The following is a 20,844-nucleotide window of genomic DNA, read 5'->3' as shown; positions in this document are numbered from 1 at the left end:
ATTTAAAAGTGAGCTATGCAAGGTAAAAGAAAATGGATAAATGGGAATACTGGTACAATTTATGTGAGCACATAAATATTATCGAAATGGGGCATATTGTGACTACTAATTATCACCCCAAAAGAAATATAAACTTTTTTATATTTGGAATGGTCATTTCTGGAAGCAGAACTATTCAAGTCGGCAACATTAAGCTTTTTTTAAAAACCGGAGACTACTTCTTACTACCGCCTAGCGTCCCACATTCTGGGATCAAATTAGATAGACATGATATTTACTTTATACATTTCAGATGTAAATACACATTGCTTAAAAAGAAAGCAAAAATTATGGCAAAAGAAATTATCTTACCAATTACAGGAAAAGTTCCTAAAAAAATGCATCTTGATGAGTTCTTTCAATACTTAAATAAAGATTATGCATCTAAAAAAATTAGTAAGTCTTTAATTGAATTACATTTTCAATCTATTCTTAGTTATATTAGTGAGTATATGCAATCATTACTAAATCAATCTAATCAAGACTTGTCTTTAGCAGAATCACTTAATAATTTTATTCTCGAAAATAAATGTAATAATATTACTGCTGAAGATTTTGAGCATCACTTTAATTTATCATATAAAAAATTAAATAACACTTTTAAAAAAATTTATGGAAAAACAATAAAGCAAGATTTTATTACACAAAAAATAACTTATGCTTCACAATTACTACTAGAAGGTAACAAACTTATCGATACAAGCGAAAAAGTTGGATATGAAGATTATTTTTATTTTCTAAAAGTCTTTAAACACATTAAAGGAATGACCCCAACCCAGTTTTTAAAATACCATTACAGCAAATAAACTTTTTATAAGTACTTAACAATCATCCCTTCATCACTGCTAAATAACCGTTTATCCGAAAAATATAGCAATTTGTGCGCAAAGAATCTATATTTAAGATAAGCACGAAGAGAGGGCAAAATGCAGATCAGGTTTAGTTCGAATGAACAATTCAAGATTCCGTTTATTTCGATTAATGCAGTGCAAAAAAATTAATAGGCAAACAAAGTGTCTGGGAAAAAGCTAGACGCTAAAAAGCAAAAAATTCGTTAGAACCTTCAAGTTCTAGCGAATTTTTTATATACATTCTAGCCAAGCCTTGTTACTATTAAATCATCACAAAAAATAAAAAAGGTGGGCTTTTCATGTATCAAAATTATATCACAGGTCAAACTTCTTTGACACTCAACTTAGACTTTTCTATTCCTAAAAATCATCTTGCTTATTTTATCAGTAACTTTGTGAATTCTATTCCTGATGACGTTATGCTAGAAGATAAACCTGACAAAACTAATACTGGTAGACCGGCTTATCATCCAGCAATGATGCTTAAAATTCTACTCTTTACCTATTCTAGACGTGTTTTCTCCGGTAGAAAGATTGAAAGAATGCTGGAAGAAAATCTGCCGATGATGGTTATTGCTGGTGGTAGACATATTTCATATCATACGATTAATAACTTTAGATCTGGCGAACATGCTAATCAGCTGATCAAGCAGTCTTTTGTCCATTTTACTAACCTCTTGCAAGAAGAAAGGCTGATTAGAGAAGATGCCATCTTTATTGATAGAACCAAAATTGAAGCTGATGCCAACAAGTATACCTTCGTTTGGAAAAGAGCAGTTGAAAAGTTTCATGCTAAACTAAAGGTTAATGCAGCTGAGCTTTATGATGAACTGATCCAAAAGAAAGTAATCCAAGCGATTACTGAAGAAGAGGCGCAAACCAGTCAAGGCCTGACGATGATCGCTGAACAAACAGAAGCTGAAATCAAGCAGTTAGAGCAGGAAATCGCGACCGAACCTAAAGTAATACCTAGAGGTTCAACTAAGAAACGTAAAAGGCGTGGTCTTAAAAAAATACTGCATAAATTGCGTAAGGACTTTATTCCCAGAGCAGAAAAGTATGAACAGGCAGAAGAAATATTTGGTGAGCGTAACAGTTATTCCAAAACTGACCATGATGCGACTTTTATGCATATGAAAGAAGATCATATGAGGAATGGCCAACTCAAGCCTGGATATAATCTTCAAGTCGCAACCACAGATCAGTACGTAGTACATTTTGCACTTTATCCTAACCCAACAGACTTTAAGACTTTAGAACCCTTCTTGGATCAGATGACTGTTTTAGACAAATTCAAAAATATTGTCGCCGATGCTGGTTATGGCAGCGAGTACAATTATTCTATGCTTGAAAATAAGTATGAGAACAAGCAGTATTATATCCCTTACGGTCTTTACGACAAGGAACAAACTAGAAAGTATCGCAAAGATCCCACTAAGCTGCCTAATTGGACCTATAATGAAAAAGATGATTATTACATTGACTGGCAAGGTGTACGATTTAACTTTAAGAGATATGGCAAACGTAAGAATAAGAGTATGGGGTTAGTATCTGATCTTAAAATATATGAAGCAGATGAGTTTCAATTAACAGATGAACTAATCAAACTAGCTAAGACTAAGAGTGGGCGTCAAAGACAGGTTCAATACAATCCCAGCTGGCAGTATTTTAAGGCAAAAGCAAGAGCTACTCTTCAAAGTGAAGCAGGCAGACGCATCTATGGTTGTAGAAAGACAGATGTAGAGCCAGTCTTTGGGCATATGAAGAGTGTATTTGGCATGCGCAGAACACATCTACGCGGAAAGAAAAAAGTAGAAACCGATATTGGCTTGATGTTATTGATGATGAATCTAAGCAAATATTGGAATAGAAGAGGTGTGAAAGGACTCTTTTTAAAGCAAAAACAGCAAAAAAACAGATCAAGTTTTTCCCAAAAGAAATTCTTAATCTATATTTTTTTGTCCAAGAAGCTAGTTTTTTCCCAGACACTTTTTATTGCTCTTAATTTAATAAAAAGCTACGAATAGCTGTGTATTCTGCAATGAATCATTAAACTTCTTCGGAAATTGTTTTAAAGTTTTGGTAATTCATAATTACAAAGCCCACAAATTAAGCTTGCTCTTAATTTAAACCTTCTTCGCCGATTGCGATATTTTTCTGCCATTATTTTAAACGTCTTGAACTTAGCATTAATTTGTTCTACTTTAATCCTGACTTTTGATAATTCATGGTTGAACTCTTTATCTGTCTTGGATAATGGCCGTTTCTTTGATTTCTTAATCGGGGTTGTGCTGTTAAAGTGTAATTTCTTAATTCCTTGATATCCACTGTCAGCAATTATACAGTGGTTGCCTGTTACTCTCTTACCTAATGAAGTTTGATATAACTTAAAATCATGAACTGCTCCTTTGGCAAAAGCAATAGCAATAATTTGCATTGTCTTGGCAGCAATTACTATTTGCGTTTTGAGTGCATGCTTTTTATGTTTACCGGTGTAGTATTCTTTTTGCTTTTTTTAGGCCTTTGAATTGGGGAGTCGGTCCCATCAACGATTAGATAATCAATCTCCATATCGCTGCCAACCAGTTGTTTACGACCAGGTAAGTTGAACTTGCCGCTTTTAATTAAAACTTCTTCAGTATGAGTAATAATGTCATGAACAGTTGATTCTGCTAAGTGAAAGTTGACAGCTAAAGACTTCATTGTGATATATTCACGATAGTATTTAAGCATGATTAAGACTTTATCTTCAATTGAAACCTTGCTTTTACGGCCATAATGCGCATGACTGCGGTCATAATCTGCCTTAACCAGGTCACACATAACGGAAAAAGTAGCAGGTTTGACACCAACTAACTGTTTAAAATCCTTAGCGGATAAATTTTTAAAGTCTTCTTGATAGGATAACATTAGGCTTCACACTCCATGAAAGTATTTTATCGCAAAATAAGATAGATTAGCTAGGATAAATTTACTAATTATCGAAGAAGTCTATTATATTATTTGAGCTTAAAACTTGTCCTATTAAGAATGGAATTATCCTGACACATAAAAAAGCAGGCATAAAACCCGCCATATCAACTTTCATTCTACTCCAAAATATTTTTCTGACACATAGTTCAAAATTATGTACCATTTTTTGTGTCAAAATAACTTTTACTAACAAAAAACAACCTCAACTATTCAATTAGTTAAGATTGCTTTATTTGAGTCTACTAACTCTATGCTGACTAGAGGATTCGAACCTCCGACCTCATCATTACTAATGACGTGCTCTGCCAACTGAGCTAAGTCAGCATTGTCATACTCGACAACGATATTAATTAAACCATATTATAGCCCACCATGCAAGTGCTTTTTTAATTTTTTATTTTTATTATGCTGAAAGTTAATCGCAAATATACTAAAATAGACTACGTTAATAAAAATTTTTGAATGGGGTGATCTAATGACTAATTTAACGCCAATCCCAATGCAGTTGGATTGGCTGTTAAGAATTATCGTAGCCGCTTTTTGCGGGGCAACGATCGGCTACGAACGGGCAATTCAGCGAAAAAGCGCGGGTGTCAGAACACATATTGTTGTGGCGATTGCCTCTGCACTTTTCATGATTGTTTCCAAATACGGCTTTACTGATTTATTAAACATGCACGGCATTGCTTTGGATCCATCGCGGATCGCTGCCCAAATTGTAACGGGTATTTCTTTTATCGGTGCGGGGACAATTTTGGTCCGCCAAGAACAAATATCCGGCTTAACCACAGCCGCTGGTGTCTGGGCAACCGCGGCGATCGGCATGGCAATCGGTGCAGGGATGTATATTATCGGTATTTTGTCAACGGTATTCTTGTTTGTGGTTCAAACACTCTTTCATGATGACTTTTTAATCAATAAAATCATCATGCATGTTCGCTTTAATATTGAGATAGAGGCGGTAAACGAGCATAACATTTTGAACACAATTGAACGCGAACTAGAAGCAAGCCATGTTGAAAATGTTTCGACCAAGATTTTATATGTCAGCGATGATAAAATCATCTTTTTCGTTGACGGTGTCATCAACAACAACATTGATGAAAACGACATTATCATGGCGCTGAGAAAATATCCAGATATTAAACGCATCCGCTATTCACGTGGCGGCAAATAGTAAAAAACAATAGAGTTCGACTTAATTCTATTGTTTTTTTATGCCTTTCGTTTGCTATCGTCAGAATAAGTTTACTACAATAATATCAATACGTTTTGGAAAGGAAGATAAAAATGTCTACTACACTTGATTATTTACGTTGGCGTGGTGACCTGAGTTTTGAAGTAAATCCGTTTAACAGCGTTGATGCTTCGCTTCTTTCTTCACTGGTTTATCTCCCCGCCGACAAATCCGCAATCAACCATACATTGGGATCCGTCGCCGAAAAACTACACGATTTGCCTTCTTTTCAGCCGCAAATGCATGACGAGACTGGTGCCGAAATTTTACTTTTACCCAAAAGTCCCAGGTTAGCAAACATCAAAATCCTTGATTGGATTGACCGCAGCGAAAAAGAACCGCATCCTCTGCAATTTACAGCCGCCGCTTTCAGAATCAATGCAGACACGATTGTTATTGCCTACCGCGGTACTGACAGCACCATGATCGGCTGGAATGAGGACATGCGAATGAATTACATGCCCGAAATTTATGGACAAACGGTAGCAACGGAATACCTTAATCAGATAGTTAAACAATTCCCTAATGACCATTTTTACTTGGTTGGGCATTCTAAGGGCGGCAACTTTGCTCAGTACGCCTTGGGGACAGCGGAAGCCGAAGTTCAAGACCGTGTTATTCAGGCGCTTAGTTTCGATGGGCTAGGATTCTATCATCAGGTTTACACCAATCCTAATTTCATGCGTGTGCTGCCAAAGATGAAAACTTATATTCCCGAAAGTTCGATTTTTGGAGCAATGCTTGACCACCCAGAGCGTACCTTGGTCGTCAAAAGTGATGTTGCAATGCGCAATCAGCATGATCCCCGCCGTTGGTCCGTTGGCCGGGATAGCTTCACATTGGCTCCGGGTTTGTCATCAAGTGCCAGGATCATCCGGCACGCTCTGATTCACTTCAACAATTCGATTCCTAAGGATAAGCGTGAAGAAACATTCTCGGCCCTCTTTGAAGCCTTTGAAAACTTCAACATTGATGACATCAACCAAATTATTGCCAACAAGCTGCTGGGAACTTATCGGCTCGGTCGTATTTTTCTTTCGCTTGATTCCGAACAGCGTAAACTACTCGCCAATATTTTTAGTGATGTCTGGAAATCTTTTAAAAACAATACCAACTTATTTTTCAGGGATAATGATTATGATCTCTATCCCAAGAGTAACGATTCAAGTAAGGCGCCGATCTTTTTCGAATTTTATGATTCTGACACCCCTAATTTGAAACTGCCACAAGAAGTTTGGGACAACTTGTATAAAAATAAGAATAAAAGCAGCGATTAATGTTTCATGTGTAACAAAAAGCATTTTACAGGTTTTATCCCGTAAAATGCTTTTTCAGTCAAAAGAACTTATTTCTTTAAATTATCTTTAACTTTGTTAAATTTATCTTTAACATCACCGGCTGCCTTTTGGGCCTTACCTTCAACTTCACGCATCTTATCGCCGGTTACTTTGCCTTCAGCATCTTTAACCTTGCCGACTACCTTGTCTTTTAGATTTTTCATCTTTTCTGACATTTGCATTCTTCCCTTCTTCTAATATAATTAATTTCTTATTATTTTATATAAAAATTTTGAATAAGTCACTAAAAAAGAATCAGGAGCAAACAAAAAAATAGTGAAAAATAAAATAACGATAAAAAAGATCTTTTCATCGTTATTTATATCAAAGTTGAATTTTTTTATTCACCTGGATCATGATGGTAGTCAAGATTTGAAAAGCGATTATAAGGTTTAGAAAACATCAGCTTGACCGTGCCCCGGCTTCCCGACCTGTTCTTTTCAATGATGACCTCAACTTCGCCGTTATCATCTTCTGACGCCACCTCACTGCTGCCCTCTTCTTCGTCACCTTCATCACGGTAATAATCATCCCGGTACAAAAAGGAAACGATATCAGCATCCTGCTCAATTGAACCGGATTCACGGATATCTGACAAAATCGGCCTTTTATCTTGGCGCTGCTCAACCGAACGTGACAACTGCGACAGGGCAATAACGGGTACATGCAATTCTTTAGCCAGCTTTTTTAACTGCCGGGAAATTGCGGAAACTTCTTGCTGGCGGGATTCACTACGCGGTCCCTCAATTAACTGCAGATAGTCAATGATAATCAGTCCCAGGTTCCCCTGCTCCTTTGCCAGTCGCCGGGCCTTAGCCCTAATCTCGCTCATCTTGATACCTGGCGTATCATCAATATAGATATTTGCCTTGGCCAGCGCATCGGAGGCCACAATCAGTTTCTGCCATTCTTCCTCGTCCAGACTGCCAGTCCGGAGGTGCTGGGAATCAATCAAGCCTTCGGAAGCCAGCATTCTTTGCACCAGCTGCTCACCGCTCATTTCCAAAGAAAAAAGCGCCACGGTTTTTTTATCCTTATCCAGGCCAACATGTTGGGCGATATTTAATGCAAAAGAGGTTTTACCCACACCGGGCCGAGCAGCCACAATAATCAGCTCATCGTTATGAAAACCGGTCGTCATCTTGTCAAGTTCATAAAAACCGGTGGGCAAGCCGGTAACCATGTTGCCGCCCTCAGGAATATTATTGATTTCTTCCAGCGCCGAATTAATAATTTCCTTAATTGTCCTAAAACTGCCGGTATTATTTTCAGACGAAACATTCATGATCTCGCTTTCGGCATCATCAAGAATGTCCGTCACATCATCAGAATCCTGAACGGCGTTAGTAATGATTTTTTGACTAGCAGAAATCAGCCGCCGTAGCAAAGCTTTACGGTGCACGATTTTAGCATAATACGTAACATGCGCAGCGGTCGGCGTTGCCATTGCCAGCTCCGACACGTAAGCAATCCCGCCAATATCTTCCAGCTGGTCCTTTTTAGTCAGCTCATCCTGCAGGGTTAACGGATCAATTGCGTCTTCGCGATCAGCTAAATTGAGCATGGCCTGAAACACAAGCTGGTTGGCACGTTTATAAAAATCTTCGGGCTGAACTATACCGCTAGCGTCAGCAATCGCTTCAGGATCAATAAAAATAGCCCCTAAGACGGCCTTTTCGGCCTCATCATCATGCGGTATCTGCTGCGAAACAATATTATCCATCAATTACAACCACTTTTACCAAAAAACTGTTACTAATCTTGTTCCGTAATGTGAACGCGAATCGTAGCCTCTACACCCTTAAATAATTTAACCGGGACATTGACATAGCCCAAAGATTTTATCGGCTCTGGCAGGTTTAATTTGCGCTTGTCGACTTTAATTCCATACTGCTGTTCTAGGCCATCAACAACTTTTTTACTAGAAATTGAACCAAACAGGCGCGCATCGGTTCCTGCCTTTGACTTAAAATTAACAACGGTCCCGTCTTTTTCCAGTTCGGCCTTAACCTTTTCGGCCTCAGCCTTTTCAGTCTCATAAGCAGCCTGTTCGTTGGCAGCAACACGCTCCAAGGTGTGCATATTAGCCTTAGTTGCCGCCTTAGCTAGTCCCCGCTTAATCAGATAATTTTGGGCGTAACCATCAGGGACATTTTTAACTTCACCACGCTTGCCGCGGCCTCTAACATCTGCAGTAAAAATAACTTTCATGTATAACTCTCCTTACTCTTCTTCTTTTTCATAATCATCAATTGCCTGCAAAAGGCGCTCTCTCGCCTCTTCAACAGTCACACCAGCAATTTGGGTAGCAGCGTTCGATAAGTGACCGCCGCCGCCCAGCTTTTCCATAATCAGCTGGACATTGATTTCACCCATGGACCGAGCAGAAATACCAATTTTATCCTTGCTGCGCCGCGTAATAGCAAAACTGGCTTCAACATTTTCCAAATCCAAAGCCGTATCCGCGGCTTGAGCCGTAATAATCGGATTGATAATCTTATTTTCGGGTCCACATAAAACAGCCATCTGGGGGCGAACCATTTTCAGCGTTGCCACCAAATGCGTGCGTTCCAGGAAGCTGCCGATATCCTCTTTCAGCAGTTCACTGACCCCTAGTGAACTGGCACCAATTGACCGTAAATAACTAGCCGCATCAAAGGTTCTAGTTCCTGTTCTAAGCGAAAATTCTTTGGAATCAACCGTGATTCCGGCAAGCATTGCCGTCGCCTCAAGATCGGTCAAAACCCGCTTGCCGGTTCCCTGCTGCTGATATTCAACCATCTCGGTTACCAGTTCACAGGCCGAAGACGCGTACGGTTCAACATATGTCAGCATCGGATTTTCCGGAAATTCTTCACCGCGGCGGTGGTGGTCAATCACAATAATTCGGTTTTTCAGCCGATCGTATAAAGCCTTTGAATAGGTAATCGAATACTTTGAGTGATCCACCATGACCAGCATTGAGTTATCAGTAACTTCGTCAAGGGCTGCTGTCGGAGTAACAAAAATATTCTCATCTTCATGTTCCTGCTGCATTTTGGCTATTAACCGACCAACATCATAATTAGTCTTCGTCACATCCAAAACAAAGTTGGCTTTCACGCCGTGCAGACGGGCAATCTTCACAACCCCAATGCCGCTGCCGACTGAATCCATATCAGGACTGGCATGGCCAACAACAAAAACCCGGTCGGCATCCTTAAACAGCTCACTGATCGCTTGGGAAACCATCCGTGCACGCACCCTAGTGCGTTTTTCCATTGGATTAGATTTACCGCCATAAAAACGAGCATCTTGCCCCGGCTGCCGCAATACTACCTGGTCGCCGCCACGGCCCAAAGCCAAATCGAGGTTAGACTGGGCCTGATCGGCAATTTCCGTAATCGAATCGCTGCCAAAGGCAATCCCAATTGACAGGGTCAGAGGCATATTATTGCGGCTGGTTTCCTGCCGGATCCGATCCAAAATAGAAAATTTATCTTTTTCCATCTGCTTAAGGTCCTGCATGTGCACCAGTAACAAGAAATGGTCCTCATCAATTCTTTTAAGGTAAGCATTAAACTTCTGAGCATAATTGCTTAACTTATTCTGTATGTAAGAACTCATGCTGGTCAGTTGCTGATCTTGCATTGCCTCACTCAGCTCGTCATAATTGTCAATGAAAATCTGTCCGATTGCCAGCAGCTCATTCCGATACTTATCTTCAATTTTGGCATAACGGGTAATGTCTAGTAAATAAATAACCCCTAAATTATCCTGGACCACCATTTCGAACTGGTGGTTATCCCAACTGACGATATGATTTTCCGACGTTTTGGCTTTAATCGTTTCATCAATCAGCTTGTTCAAATCTGGATCAACCGACTCAATTGTCCGTCCAATTAAATCGCCGTCTTTCAAATAAAGCTGCAAATAAGGATTTACCCACTGGATCTGCCTGTCAGCATCATAAAGCAAAATGCCCAAGGGCATTTTGATCATCGCTTCCTGCTCACTGCGCTTGATGCGGTAAGACAGGTTAACGGCAAAATTATTCGCATTGCCAGCCAAAACATAGGCACCATAAACGGTAAAGGCAAGGGTTAAAATAAAAATCAACACCATTGCCAAGCCAAACAGCGGATTCATAATCATTCCAACGATACTGCCCAATAAGGACAGGGCCAAAATGATTATTACGGAAGCAGTTAGGCGCGGATCCTTAATAAACGCGGGTAATTCAAGCTTACGTAAAAAATCTTTCATGAAAGATCCTTTCTACCACAAGGTCAAATATATTAATACCATTATACCTTGTAAGGCAAGTAAGAAACTAAATAAAATCTGACATTTTGATTACAAATTATCATATAAAAAAATACAGGATATTCTCCTGTATTTTTTATTCTTAGACTAATTAGTCTTCAGTAACAAATGGCAATAAGCCCATAATCCGTGCGCGTTCAATTGCCTTAGCTACCTTACGCTGATTTTTAGCACTGGTGCCAGTGACACGACGCGGTAAAATTTTACCTCTTTCGGAGATAAAACGTTTCAACAGATCAACGTCCTTGTAGTCAACGTAATCAATATGGTTGGCAGCAATGTAGTCAACCTTACGACGACGATGGCCGCTATTTCTTCTTTGTTGAGCCATATCTCTAGGTCCTTTCTTTAAAGTTTAAAATGGTAGATCATCATCCGAAATATCTATCGTGTCCCCAGAACCCGCAAACGGATCCTTGGGTTCATTCTGAGCGCTGCCAGCTGATGATGCTCCCATATCCTGAGGATTATTAGTGCTTGGCGCACCAAAATTCCCATTATTATTCGGTGTGTAACCACCATTTTGGCCGCGAGCCTCACGCTCCCTGCGTGATTCAAGCAACGCAAAGTTATCAACGATAACTTCTGTTACATAAACTCGCTGCCCATCTTTATTATCGTAAGTTCTGGTTTGAATTCGGCCATCAATACCAACTAATGAACCTTTGGAAGTAAAGTTGCAGAAATTTTCTGCTGCTTTGCGCCAAATCACACAGCTAATAAAATCAGCACCGCGCTCACCTTGAGCGTTAGCATACTGCCGGTCAACAGCAAGAGTAAACGTAGCAACCGAGATTCCACTCCCAGTAGTACGCAATTCAGGATCACGTGTTAAACGGCCAACAAGTACAACTCGATTTATCATACTCAGGTCCCCTTTCCTAAATCACGAAAACGATAATGTAATTACTTGTCTATCTTAACGGTCATTGAACGTAAAATAGCATTGTCAATTTTAGATAAACGACCAAATTCGTCAACTGCGTCAGCGTTTTCTGCAGTGAAAGTCATAATATGATAAACACCTTCACGATATTTATTGATTTCATATGCAAAATGACGCTTGCCCCAGTCTTTGGATTCAACCATCGTACCGCCGTTATCTGCGATCACTTTATCGTAGTTTTCAACGACTGCCTTCTTTGATTCCTCATCAACATCAGGTCTAATAATATAAGTTATTTCGTACTTAGTAGTTGCCATGACTATTGCACCTCCTTCTGGACTAAATGGTTCTTGCTAAAACTCAAGAACAAGGAGTAATAGGATATTACTCACAATGCTTAATTCTAGCACACAAACAAAAAATTACCAACCAACATTCACGTGATCCTGAGAGAATTTGTATTCTTCTCTAGTTATAATTACGTAAAAAGCTTGATAATTTTTTAAATAAAACGATTTTAATTATTCTTCTGCTTCTTCATCGGTAACTGCTTCTTGTTCGTCTTCAGTTGGGACAACTGTTAGACTGGCAACCTTATTATCACCGCTGACTTTAATCAGCCGGACACCCATTGTGCTCCGACCGGTTTGTGAAACATCAGCGATCTTAAAGCGAATCATAATTCCGTCAGTGGTGATTACCATGATGTCTTTAGTTCCGTCAATCACTGTCACACCGGCAAGTGGGCCATTCTTTTCACTAATATTGGCTGTTTTGATTCCTTTACCGCCGCGGCCCTTAATCGGATATTCTTTAGCAGGCGTACGCTTACCATAGCCCTTTTCGGAGATTACTAAAACTTCATCATCCGGCTTGATAATTTCCGAGCCAACTACATAATCATGGTCGCGAAGCTTGATTCCGCGAACACCGGCAGCAGTTCGGCCCATTGCTCGAACATCATTTTCATTAAACGTTACCGCGTAACCCAAGTGGGTTCCAATCAAAATGTTTTGTTTGCCATCGGTTGTTAAAACATTGCTCAGTTCATCCCCATCACGCAGGGTTAAAGCAATTAAGCCGCTGTTTCTGATATTGGCAAATTCACTGACATGGGTCCGTTTTACTGTTCCCAGCTTGGTAATAAAGAAGAGATAATTATCATCCGCATCTTCTGGGATATTGATAATGGTTTGAATCTTTTCTCCCTTATCAAACTGCAAGAGGTTCACTACCGGCAACCCTTGTGCAGTCCGCCCATATTCAGGAATTTCGTAGGCTTTTTTGGAATAAACTTTACCCTTATTGGTAAAGAACAGCAATAGATCATGGGTGCTTGAATACATCAGGTTTTCGATAAAGTCACCGTCTTTGACACCCATACCCTTAATGCCTTTACCACCACGATTTTGCGTCTTAAATTCACCGATTGGCATTCGCTTAATGTAACCAGAATGCGTTAACGTTAACAAAATATCCTGTTTTTCAATTAAGTCTTCATCCTCAATTGAAACCACTTCGCTGGCACCGATTTCTGTTCGGCGCTTATCACCAAAACGCTTCTGAATATCCAATAATTCATCATAGATAATCTGGTTAATACGTTCCGGTTTGGCGAGAATATCTTTATAATCAGCAATCTTCGCTTGCAATTCTTGGTATTCTGCCTCGACTTTATCGCGCTCCAAGCCAGTCAAGCGGACTAAGCGCATGTCCAGGATGGCTTGCGACTGCTTGTCATCAAGGTCAAAGCGGCTGATTAATGCTGCTTTAGCAATATCGCTCGACTCACTTTGCCGAATGATTTTAACTATTTCGTCAATATGATCTAAGGCAACTTTTAAGCCTTCAAGAATATGGGCTCTTGCTTCAGCCTTGGCAAGCTCAAATTTGGTCCTGCGGGTAACAACATCTTCTTGGTGTTCCAAGTAATATTGCAGCATCTGTTTTAAGGTCAAAAAGTGCGGTGCATCGTCAACGATTGCCACCATGTTCATGCCAAAATTAGCCTGCATCTGCGTCAGTTTAAAAAGATTATTTAAAACAACGCTGGCACTGGCATCCCGGCGAATATCAATGGTCATCCGCATTCCCGTTTGGTCGGACTCATCGCGAACTCCGGTAATGCCGTCAACAGTTTTGGCACGAGCAAGATCGGCAATTTTCTTAACCAATTCCGCCTTATTAACTAGGTATGGCAGCTCGGTTATAACAATCCGTTCACGCCCGCTTTTTTCGGTTTCAATACTGGTTTTAGCCCGGACAACAATGTTACCGCGGCCTGTTTCATAAGCCCGATATATTCCGCCGCGGCCCATAATAATGCCACCAGTTGGAAAATCAGGTCCCGGAATAACCTTCATCAAGTCCTTAGTAGTTGCATCAGGGTTGTCCATCAAGAGATGCAGGCCGCTGATTACCTCATTAAGATTATGCGGCGGAATATTGGTCGTCATCCCAACCGCAATCCCGCTGGAACCGTTGACTAACAGATTCGGAATGCGGGCAGGCAAAACAACCGGCTCATTTTCCTCATCGTCATAGTTACGCTGCCAGTCAATCGTATTTTTATTGATGTCACGCAGCATCTCAACGGCAATTTTACTCATTCGCGCCTCGGTATACCGCATTGCGGCCGGCTCGTCACCATCAACCGAACCAAAGTTACCGTGACCGTCGACCAGCATGTAGCGGTAACTAAAATCTTGCGCCATGTGGGCCATCGCCAGATAAATTGAGGAATCACCATGGGGGTGGAATTTACCCATAACTTCACCGACAATTCTAGCTGACTTTTTATACGGTTTGTCCGGGGTAACCCCTAATTCGCTCATTCCGTACAAAATACGCCGCTGAACGGGTTTTAAACCGTCACGAACATCTGGCAGAGCACGGGCAACAATAACCGACATCGCATAGTCCAAAAATGAACTATTCATCACACTGGTCAGATCAACATTTTTTATTCTGTGATCCTGACCCTGATTGTCATTATCCATTTAAAACCTCCTAAGCATCCAAATTTTCAACGTATTTTGCATTCTTTTCAATAAAGTCGCGCCGCGGGGCAACCTCATTGCCCATCAGCAGTTCAAACACCGCATCAGCATTCTTGGCATATTCTGGACTAACCCGGTCGAGCCGGCGTTTTTCCGGATCCATAGTTGTTTCCCACAACTGCTCAGGATCCATTTCACCTAATCCCTTATACCGCTGAACCAGTGGTTTTGGACTCGGCTGCAATTCGCCGAGGTAGTCATGCAGTTCCTCATCGGTATCCAGATAGCGAATCACTTTGCCTTGCCGTACCTGGTATAGCGGCGGCTTAGCAATATAGACATAGCCTTTATCAATCATTGGCCGCATGTAGTTATAAAATAGGGTCAACAGTAGGGTCCTAATGTGGGCACCATCGACATCGGCATCCGTCATAATGATCAATTTATGGTAGCGCGCTTTGGAAACATCAAAATCGGCACCAAAACCCGTGCCTAAGGCCGTAAACAATGAGCGAATTTCCTCATTGGCTAAAATTCGATCCATTGAGGCTTTTTCAACGTTAAGAATTTTTCCCCTGATCGGCAAAATCGCCTGCGTTAGCCGTGACCGTCCCTGCTTGGCGGAACCGCCAGCAGAATTACCCTCAACGATAAATAACTCGGAAATACTCGGATCATTGCTGGTGTTATCGGCCAATTTACCTGGCAAGTTGGCAATTTCTAGTCCAGACTTTTTCCGCGTAACTTCACGCGCCCGCTTAGCAGCGGTTCGTGCCCGTTCCGCCAATTGTGCTTTTTCAACAATTTTACGGCCAACTGCCGGATTTTCCATCAAAAAGCGGGTAAAAGTCTCAGAAAAGGCCTTATCAACGGCAGTTCGAGCATCGGAGTTGCCCAACTTGGTTTTCGTCTGACCTTCAAATTGCGGATTTGGGTGTTTAACCGAAACAACCGCAGTCATTCCCTCACGAATATCTTCACCAGAAAGGTTATCATCGTTATCTTTAAGGATCTTAGCCTTGTGCGCATAATCATTAACAACCCGAGTTAACGATGTCTTAAAGCCAGCCTCATGCATTCCGCCTTCATAGGTGTGAATATTGTTGGCAAAGGTCATCAAAGTTGTTTTGTAGCCATTTGTATACTGGAGGGAAACCTCAACGTCAATTTCGTTATATTTGCCTTCAACATAAATCGGCTCGTCAAACAAGACAGCAACATCTCTATTTAGGAAAGAAACATATTCCTTAATGCCACCCTCATAGTGATAGACGTCAGTTTCAGCTGATTCTTTCCGCTTATCGGTAAAGGTTAATTTCAAGCCCTTATTTAAAAAGGCAAGTTCACGGATACGGTTCTTCAATACCTTATCGTCAAAAGAAGTTGTCTCGGTAAAAATATCTGGATCCGGATAAAAATGCACGATTGTTCCGTGTTCAGATAAAGGCACACTGCCGATTTCTTTCATCTCATCCTTTACCCGGCCGCGTGTAAAATCGATAAAGTACTTTTTGCCATCACGCATCGTAGTAACGTCAAGCTTGGTCGATAGGGCATTAACTACGGACGCGCCAACACCGTGCAGACCGCCGGAAACCTTGTAGCCGCCACCGCCAAATTTGCCGCCGGCATGTAAAACTGTAAAAACCGTTTCTAGAGCCGGTCTGCCGGTTTTCTTTTGGATATCAACCGGAATGCCCCGGCCATCATCTTGAACCGTGACGCTGCCATCTTCATTAACGGTAATTTCAATCTTGGTTGCAAAACCAGCAAGACTTTCATCAATGCTGTTGTCAATAATTTCCCAGACCAGATGATGCAATCCCTGGGAACTAGTTGTCCCAATATACATTCCCGGTCTTTTACGAACGGCTTCCAAACCACCCAAAACTTGAATTTGACTGGCATTATACTTATCTGCTTCTTTTTCATATTTCTTGATTCTTGCAAGATCTTTTTCGTTATTATCAGCCATTCGCTTCTCCTTTTTCTAAACTAATATTTCCAGATTGAATACGGTATACTCGTGGCGCTTTAATTATTTCCCAGGAAATACCGGCAAGATCGGTTGTCGTGATAAATGTCTGCGTCTTACCGTGAATGTAATTAAGCAAGGCACTCTGCCGGCTATGATCCAGTTCGCTCATTACATCATCAAGCAAAAGCAGTGGATATTCATCCGTTAATTGATGGACCAATTGAATTTCTGCCAGCTTTACACTCAAAGCAATCGTCCGCTGCTGTCCCTGTGAACCATATAAATGGGCATTTTTGCCATCAAGCATGAAGGCAAGATCATCGCGGTGCGGTCCCGATAACGTGGTGCCTTTCTTTATTTCAACTGGTCGATTTTGTTTAAAATTGGCTAGCACCTTTTGGTAAATTTGTTCAGTGTTGTCGGTCAACTGAATATCAGCTATCGATGGCTGATATTCAAGTGTTAATTTTTCACTTTCCGAACTAATTTGCGCATAGGCCTTACCAGCATATCTGCTCAAATAATTAAGGTACTTAAAGCGGCGTACAATTATTTCCGCGGCAATTCCTGCCAGTTGGTCAGATAACACATCCAAAAAGACAAGATCATGTGCCTCCCCCCGAACAATTTGACGCAGATAATTATTTTTTTGTGCCAAGACCTGATGGTACTTGCTGGCAAAATACAAGTATTCCGCGTTTATCTGACCGAACTCCTGATCCATAAACTTGCGCCGGAGTGCCGGTGCTCCCTTGATCAAATCAAGATCTTCAGGTGAAAATAAAATCGCATTCAGTTGCCCAACATACTTTGATAGCTTCGCCTGCTCAATGCGGTTTAACCAGACTTTTTTCCCTTTTTTGGTAAGCAAAATCCGCAAGTCCAATTCAACTTGGCTCTTTTGTACCTGGCCCGTTAAATTAGCAAAATCCTTGCCAAAAGCAATTAATTCCTTATCACTGCTTGTGCGGTGGGATCGCGTCAAGGCTAAAAAATAAATTGCCTCCAGCAAATTGGTCTTACCTTGGGCATTTTTACCAATAAAAATATTGACATTGGGAGCAAAATCAATCTTAAGTTCCTGTAAATTACGGTAATTTTGAACTGTAAATTGTTTTAAATACATTGCTAATGAAATTCATAGGTTTCAGCAGCAACCTCTACTTTGTCACCCGAATGAAGTTTTTTTCCGCGCCGCACTTCCGGTTCACCGTTTAATAAAACTTGATGTTCCTGCAGATACCACTTTGCCTGTCCACCGGAAGAAATAATATTTTCTTCTTTTAAAAATTGACTCAAGGTAATATATTCACCCTTGATGATAAATTCTGCGATAATACTCACCTTCACGTCTCTTATTTACTATATGTATTATATTCGTTTAAGGGCAAAAAGACAAACTAAAGCGCTAATATTAAGCCGTATAAGCGACTTTTAGTTAGGATAACCAATTCATCGTAAATACCTAAAAAAGCAAAATTAGGCCTTTTATTCTTGCTTAAACCAAAAAGGACAAACAAAAAAGCCATCAACTTGATGACTTTTGCCTAAATTTAATTAAGCATTAAAAAGTTCTGACTGGCGTGATCAGCTGAACAAAATCAATCTCTTTTTTAGTCGGATTCACCGTAAATGGCCGCAGCGGTTGTGTAAACTGCATGATTACCGAATCCGTGACCGAAGCGCGGAGTGCATCCCGTAAATAATCAGGATTGAACGAAATTTTTAAATTTTTACCTTCAAGCTTCTTAAAGCCAACATCTTCTTCAACATTCCCAATTTCTGCAGACTCACCCGATAACTTAACCGTCTGTTTTTCTGTATCCATGGTTAAGTCAACCACGTTATTGCGACCGGCATGAGTAAGAAGACTGGCCCGGTCTAGTGCACTGGACAATTCTGCCAAATCAAATTCCACGCTTGTCGTGCTTTCGGTTGGAATCAGGCGTTCAGTGTCGGGATAACTGCCCTCAAGCAACCGGGAATAAAACAAGATATTGCCGATTTCAAACAAAACTTGACTGTCCCCGGGACTAACTTTAATTTCCGGATCGCCTTCACCAATTATGTAGGAAAGCTCCTGCAAATTCTTGCCGGGAATAATCAAATCGGTTTTAGTCTGCGGTCCTTTGTCTAGGCTGATTGCACGCCCTGACAGACGGTGAGAGTCGGTGGCAACAGCATGAATCTTTTCTGGACTAAAAGTGAAATGAACCCCGGTCAAAACCAAACGGCTTTCCTGAGTGGCAACAGCAAACTGCGTTTCATTAATGATTTCCCGAAAAGTTTTGCCGGAAATTGTAAAGGAAGTTTCGTCCGGTATTTCCGGTAAGCGCGGATAATTGTTCGCGTCAAGACCGTTAATCGTAAATTCACTGTTTTCCGAAATAATTTGTGTTTGAAAACTGTCTTTGACTTCAAGAGAAAAACTTTTTCCCGGCAATTTTTTGATAATTTCACTGAAAAAACGTGCGGGCAGGACAATTGTACCGGTTGATTCAACAGTTAAGTCTTCAGTTACGGGTATGCGTAATTCAATTGAAATATCTGTGTCACTACCTGTCAGCAGTAATTCTGTTTCGGTTAGCGTGAGTTTGATCCCACCTAAAATGGGAATAGTTGCCCTAGAAGAAATGGCGCGCATGACATTATTCAGATTTTCGATAAATAGGTTGCGGTTAATTGTAAATTTCATTTGTAAACCTCCTGAATTCGGGTACGTTTTATTTATATTAATTATATCTTTTATTAGTAGTATTAGTAGGTCCTGTGTTTTGTGTTGAAAAGTGACTGGATGCTTAAGATAGCGGAATTGTTGCGGTTGAAAAAAAGTGGATAAGAACGCAGGTTTTCCACAGTGGATAATTTTCTTAGTGATCGAGCATCTGTTTCAAATCAAAGACGGCAGTTTTGATATCAGAATCGGTTTTGAGCTGCTGACTGATTTTATCGTATGCGTGCATGACTGTCGTGTGGTCCTTGCCGCCAAATTCTTGGCCGATTTTTGGCAGACTCGAATCAGTTAACTCACGTGAGAGATACATGGCAATTTGCCGCGGCACAACGATTTGGCGCACACGCTTTTTGCCCTTTAATTCTGAAGTTGAGGTTTGAAAATAGTTGGCGACCACTTCCTGAATTTTGGAAATCTGCAGACCACGATTTTTTTGAACTAGCTTTAAATCTGCTAGAGCTTCCTTGGCTAGATTGACGCTGATGTCTTCACGCTCGATCGTAGCGTGGGCCTGAACTTTGACCAGCGCCCCTTCAAGTTCTCGGATATTGGTATCTACTTGCGAGGCAATATAGTCTAACGTGTTGTCATCAATCGTTAAATTTTCGGCCTCGGCTTTTTTACGTAAAATGGCAATCCGTGTTTCTAGATCCGGCGGGGTGATCTCAACTTGCAGTCCCCAGGTAAACCGTGAAACCAGGCGTTCGGACAGATCCGGGATTTCGGTTGGCAGCCGGTCACTGGTCATAACAATCTGTTTTTGGTCGTTATAAAGGGTTTCAAAGGTATGGAAGAATTCTTCTTGGATGCCCTCTTTTTTAGCAAAAAATTGAATATCATCAACTAGTAATAAGTCGCAGGTCCGGTACTTTTCCCGAAATTGGTCTTGTGTTTTATTTTTAATTGAATTAATAAAATCGTTGACAAACGTTTCGCTTTGGATGTAAACAATTTTGGCATTCGGACGTTCGGCCAACATTTGGTGGCCGATTGCTTGCATCAGGTGCGTTTTTCCGAGACCGACGCCACCAAAGATAAACAGGGGGTTATAAAAACTGCCAGGACTGTCTGCGACAGCAAGGGCTGCACCCGCTGCGAGCTTGTTTCCCTCACCTTGAACAAAATTATCAAAGGTGTATTTATCGTTCAGTTTTAAATTTCGCATAAAATCTTCATGGCTGGGAGAAACTTTGTTGGGAGTAATTGTATTTTGTGCTTTTGGCGTGACGATGCGTTCTGTACTTTGTTCACCCATGACTTGAAAAGTCGGCATGATTTCGATATTGGCATAACCGTATGCGGATTGAATTAATTGTGAGGCCAAATTTTTTTCCCAGTAACCTTTAGCCACGGGATTTTGTACCGCAATTTTTAATTCGTGCGTTTTTTCGTCGTAAGAAAGTGGTTTGGTGTTTTTGAACCAGGCATTATAGGCAACTTCATTAAAATGTTCACGCATTTCGTTATTGAAGTGTTGCCAAAATTTATCCAAAGCAAACAAATTT

The 20,844-nt window shown here is 40.7% G+C and carries 18 protein-coding genes, 1 tRNA gene and 1 pseudogene; 4 read left to right on the top strand and 16 right to left on the bottom strand.

The window, feature by feature from the left end:
• The first annotated feature begins 32 nt into the window (after nt 1-32).
• Entirely contained in the window at nt 33-845 is an 813-nt protein-coding gene (locus tag PT285_RS00100) for an AraC family transcriptional regulator (RefSeq protein WP_277146807.1), read from the top strand.
• Between the two features lie 344 nt (nt 846-1,189).
• Nucleotides 1,190-2,771: pseudogene (locus PT285_RS00095) on the top strand (IS1182 family transposase); the annotation flags it as partial.
• A gap of 190 nt (nt 2,772-2,961) precedes the next feature.
• On the opposite strand, the gene PT285_RS00090 reads toward PT285_RS00095, so the two are convergent.
• The 3 genes from PT285_RS00090 to PT285_RS00080 all read right to left on the bottom strand — a co-directional run bounded on the left by PT285_RS00090 (nt 2,962) and on the right by PT285_RS00080 (nt 4,187).
• Nucleotides 2,962-3,342 carry a transposase family protein gene (locus PT285_RS00090; RefSeq protein ID WP_277150540.1) on the bottom strand — a complete coding sequence of 127 codons (381 nt, stop codon included), beginning with the start codon at nt 3,340-3,342 and terminating at the stop codon, nt 2,962-2,964.
• Nucleotides 3,343-3,344: 2 nt separating this feature from the next.
• Nucleotides 3,345-3,800 carry a transposase family protein gene (locus PT285_RS00085; RefSeq protein WP_277146803.1) on the bottom strand — a complete coding sequence of 152 codons (456 nt, stop codon included), beginning with the start codon at nt 3,798-3,800 and terminating at the stop codon, nt 3,345-3,347.
• A gap of 314 nt (nt 3,801-4,114) precedes the next feature.
• Nucleotides 4,115-4,187: transfer RNA gene (locus PT285_RS00080), tRNA-Thr, on the bottom strand.
• Nucleotides 4,188-4,338: 151 nt separating this feature from the next.
• Here PT285_RS00080 and PT285_RS00075 point away from each other — a divergent pair.
• Together PT285_RS00075 and PT285_RS00070 are read left to right on the top strand one after the other, a co-directional pair.
• Entirely contained in the window at nt 4,339-5,040 is a 702-nt protein-coding gene (locus tag PT285_RS00075; RefSeq protein WP_277146801.1) for an MgtC/SapB family protein, read from the top strand.
• A gap of 113 nt (nt 5,041-5,153) precedes the next feature.
• Nucleotides 5,154-6,377 carry a DUF2974 domain-containing protein gene (locus PT285_RS00070; RefSeq protein ID WP_277146799.1) on the top strand — a complete coding sequence of 408 codons (1,224 nt, stop codon included), beginning with the start codon at nt 5,154-5,156 and terminating at the stop codon, nt 6,375-6,377.
• Nucleotides 6,378-6,445: 68 nt separating this feature from the next.
• Here PT285_RS00070 and PT285_RS00065 read toward each other — a convergent pair whose 3' ends face one another.
• From PT285_RS00065 to dnaA, 13 genes are all read right to left on the bottom strand, one after another.
• Nucleotides 6,446-6,613 carry a CsbD family protein gene (locus tag PT285_RS00065; RefSeq protein WP_277146797.1) on the bottom strand — a complete coding sequence of 56 codons (168 nt, stop codon included), beginning with the start codon at nt 6,611-6,613 and terminating at the stop codon, nt 6,446-6,448.
• A 164-nt stretch (nt 6,614-6,777) separates the two neighbouring features.
• Entirely contained in the window at nt 6,778-8,160 is a 1,383-nt protein-coding gene (gene dnaB, locus PT285_RS00060) for a replicative DNA helicase (RefSeq protein WP_277146795.1), read from the bottom strand.
• A 32-nt stretch (nt 8,161-8,192) separates the two neighbouring features.
• Entirely contained in the window at nt 8,193-8,648 is a 456-nt protein-coding gene (gene rplI / locus PT285_RS00055) for a 50S ribosomal protein L9 (RefSeq protein WP_277146794.1), read from the bottom strand.
• A 12-nt stretch (nt 8,649-8,660) separates the two neighbouring features.
• Entirely contained in the window at nt 8,661-10,682 is a 2,022-nt protein-coding gene (locus PT285_RS00050; RefSeq protein ID WP_277146792.1) for a DHH family phosphoesterase, read from the bottom strand.
• Between the two features lie 151 nt (nt 10,683-10,833).
• The gene (gene rpsR, locus PT285_RS00045; protein ID WP_277146790.1) at nt 10,834-11,073 is read right to left on the bottom strand and encodes a 30S ribosomal protein S18; all 240 of its coding nucleotides are present in this window, start codon (nt 11,071-11,073) and stop codon (nt 10,834-10,836) included.
• Between the two features lie 24 nt (nt 11,074-11,097).
• On the bottom strand, nt 11,098-11,607 hold the full coding sequence (gene ssb, locus PT285_RS00040) for a single-stranded DNA-binding protein (protein ID WP_277146788.1): 510 nt from the start codon (nt 11,605-11,607) through the stop codon (nt 11,098-11,100).
• 41 nt (nt 11,608-11,648) lie between these two features.
• On the bottom strand, nt 11,649-11,945 hold the full coding sequence (rpsF, locus tag PT285_RS00035) for a 30S ribosomal protein S6 (RefSeq protein WP_277146786.1): 297 nt from the start codon (nt 11,943-11,945) through the stop codon (nt 11,649-11,651).
• A gap of 204 nt (nt 11,946-12,149) precedes the next feature.
• Nucleotides 12,150-14,627 carry a DNA gyrase subunit A gene (gene gyrA, locus PT285_RS00030; RefSeq protein ID WP_277146784.1) on the bottom strand — a complete coding sequence of 826 codons (2,478 nt, stop codon included), beginning with the start codon at nt 14,625-14,627 and terminating at the stop codon, nt 12,150-12,152.
• 10 nt (nt 14,628-14,637) lie between these two features.
• Nucleotides 14,638-16,602, bottom strand: coding sequence for a DNA topoisomerase (ATP-hydrolyzing) subunit B (gyrB, locus tag PT285_RS00025; RefSeq protein ID WP_277146782.1), 1,965 nt, complete (start codon nt 16,600-16,602; stop codon nt 14,638-14,640).
• Nucleotides 16,595-17,731, bottom strand: a complete 1,137-nt coding sequence (recF, locus tag PT285_RS00020) for a DNA replication/repair protein RecF (protein ID WP_277146780.1) — start codon at nt 17,729-17,731, stop codon at nt 16,595-16,597. Before recF ends, gyrB begins: the two co-directional genes overlap by 8 nt.
• A gap of 2 nt (nt 17,732-17,733) precedes the next feature.
• Nucleotides 17,734-17,949: a S4 domain-containing protein YaaA gene (gene yaaA, locus PT285_RS00015; protein WP_277146778.1), complete on the bottom strand. Its 216-nt coding sequence runs from the start codon at nt 17,947-17,949 to the stop codon at nt 17,734-17,736.
• 220 nt (nt 17,950-18,169) lie between these two features.
• On the bottom strand, nt 18,170-19,300 hold the full coding sequence (gene dnaN / locus PT285_RS00010; protein WP_277146776.1) for a DNA polymerase III subunit beta: 1,131 nt from the start codon (nt 19,298-19,300) through the stop codon (nt 18,170-18,172).
• Between the two features lie 175 nt (nt 19,301-19,475).
• Entirely contained in the window at nt 19,476-20,840 is a 1,365-nt protein-coding gene (gene dnaA / locus PT285_RS00005; protein WP_277150538.1) for a chromosomal replication initiator protein DnaA, read from the bottom strand.
• Nucleotides 20,841-20,844 lie beyond the last annotated feature (4 nt).

The organism is Lactobacillus sp. ESL0791 (genome assembly GCF_029433255.1).
In the GTDB taxonomy this organism is placed as follows: Bacteria; Bacillota; Bacilli; order Lactobacillales; family Lactobacillaceae; genus Lactobacillus.
Note: the sequence above shows the minus strand (reverse complement) of the source record. Positions and strands in the feature narration are given on the sequence as shown.

Excerpts from the sequence above, each read along its gene's own strand:
- recF (WP_277146780.1), bottom strand. The coding sequence starts at position 17,731 with ATGTATTTAAAACAATTTACAGTTCAAAATTACCGTAATTTACAGGAA.
- rpsR (WP_277146790.1), bottom strand. The coding sequence starts at position 11,073 with ATGGCTCAACAAAGAAGAAATAGCGGCCATCGTCGTCGTAAGGTTGAC.
- ssb (WP_277146788.1), bottom strand. The coding sequence starts at position 11,607 with ATGATAAATCGAGTTGTACTTGTTGGCCGTTTAACACGTGATCCTGAA.
- dnaB (WP_277146795.1), bottom strand. The coding sequence starts at position 8,160 with ATGGATAATATTGTTTCGCAGCAGATACCGCATGATGATGAGGCCGAA.
- PT285_RS00050 (WP_277146792.1), bottom strand. The coding sequence starts at position 10,682 with ATGAAAGATTTTTTACGTAAGCTTGAATTACCCGCGTTTATTAAGGAT.
- PT285_RS00085 (WP_277146803.1), bottom strand. The coding sequence starts at position 3,800 with ATGTTATCCTATCAAGAAGACTTTAAAAATTTATCCGCTAAGGATTTT.
- PT285_RS00070 (WP_277146799.1), top strand. The coding sequence starts at position 5,154 with ATGTCTACTACACTTGATTATTTACGTTGGCGTGGTGACCTGAGTTTT.
- rpsF (WP_277146786.1), bottom strand. The coding sequence starts at position 11,945 with ATGGCAACTACTAAGTACGAAATAACTTATATTATTAGACCTGATGTT.
- gyrA (WP_277146784.1), bottom strand. The coding sequence starts at position 14,627 with ATGGATAATGACAATCAGGGTCAGGATCACAGAATAAAAAATGTTGAT.
- dnaN (WP_277146776.1), bottom strand. The coding sequence starts at position 19,300 with ATGAAATTTACAATTAACCGCAACCTATTTATCGAAAATCTGAATAAT.
- PT285_RS00075 (WP_277146801.1), top strand. The coding sequence starts at position 4,339 with ATGACTAATTTAACGCCAATCCCAATGCAGTTGGATTGGCTGTTAAGA.
- PT285_RS00100 (WP_277146807.1), top strand. The coding sequence starts at position 33 with ATGGATAAATGGGAATACTGGTACAATTTATGTGAGCACATAAATATT.
- PT285_RS00065 (WP_277146797.1), bottom strand. The coding sequence starts at position 6,613 with ATGTCAGAAAAGATGAAAAATCTAAAAGACAAGGTAGTCGGCAAGGTT.
- rplI (WP_277146794.1), bottom strand. The coding sequence starts at position 8,648 with ATGAAAGTTATTTTTACTGCAGATGTTAGAGGCCGCGGCAAGCGTGGT.
- gyrB (WP_277146782.1), bottom strand. The coding sequence starts at position 16,602 with ATGGCTGATAATAACGAAAAAGATCTTGCAAGAATCAAGAAATATGAA.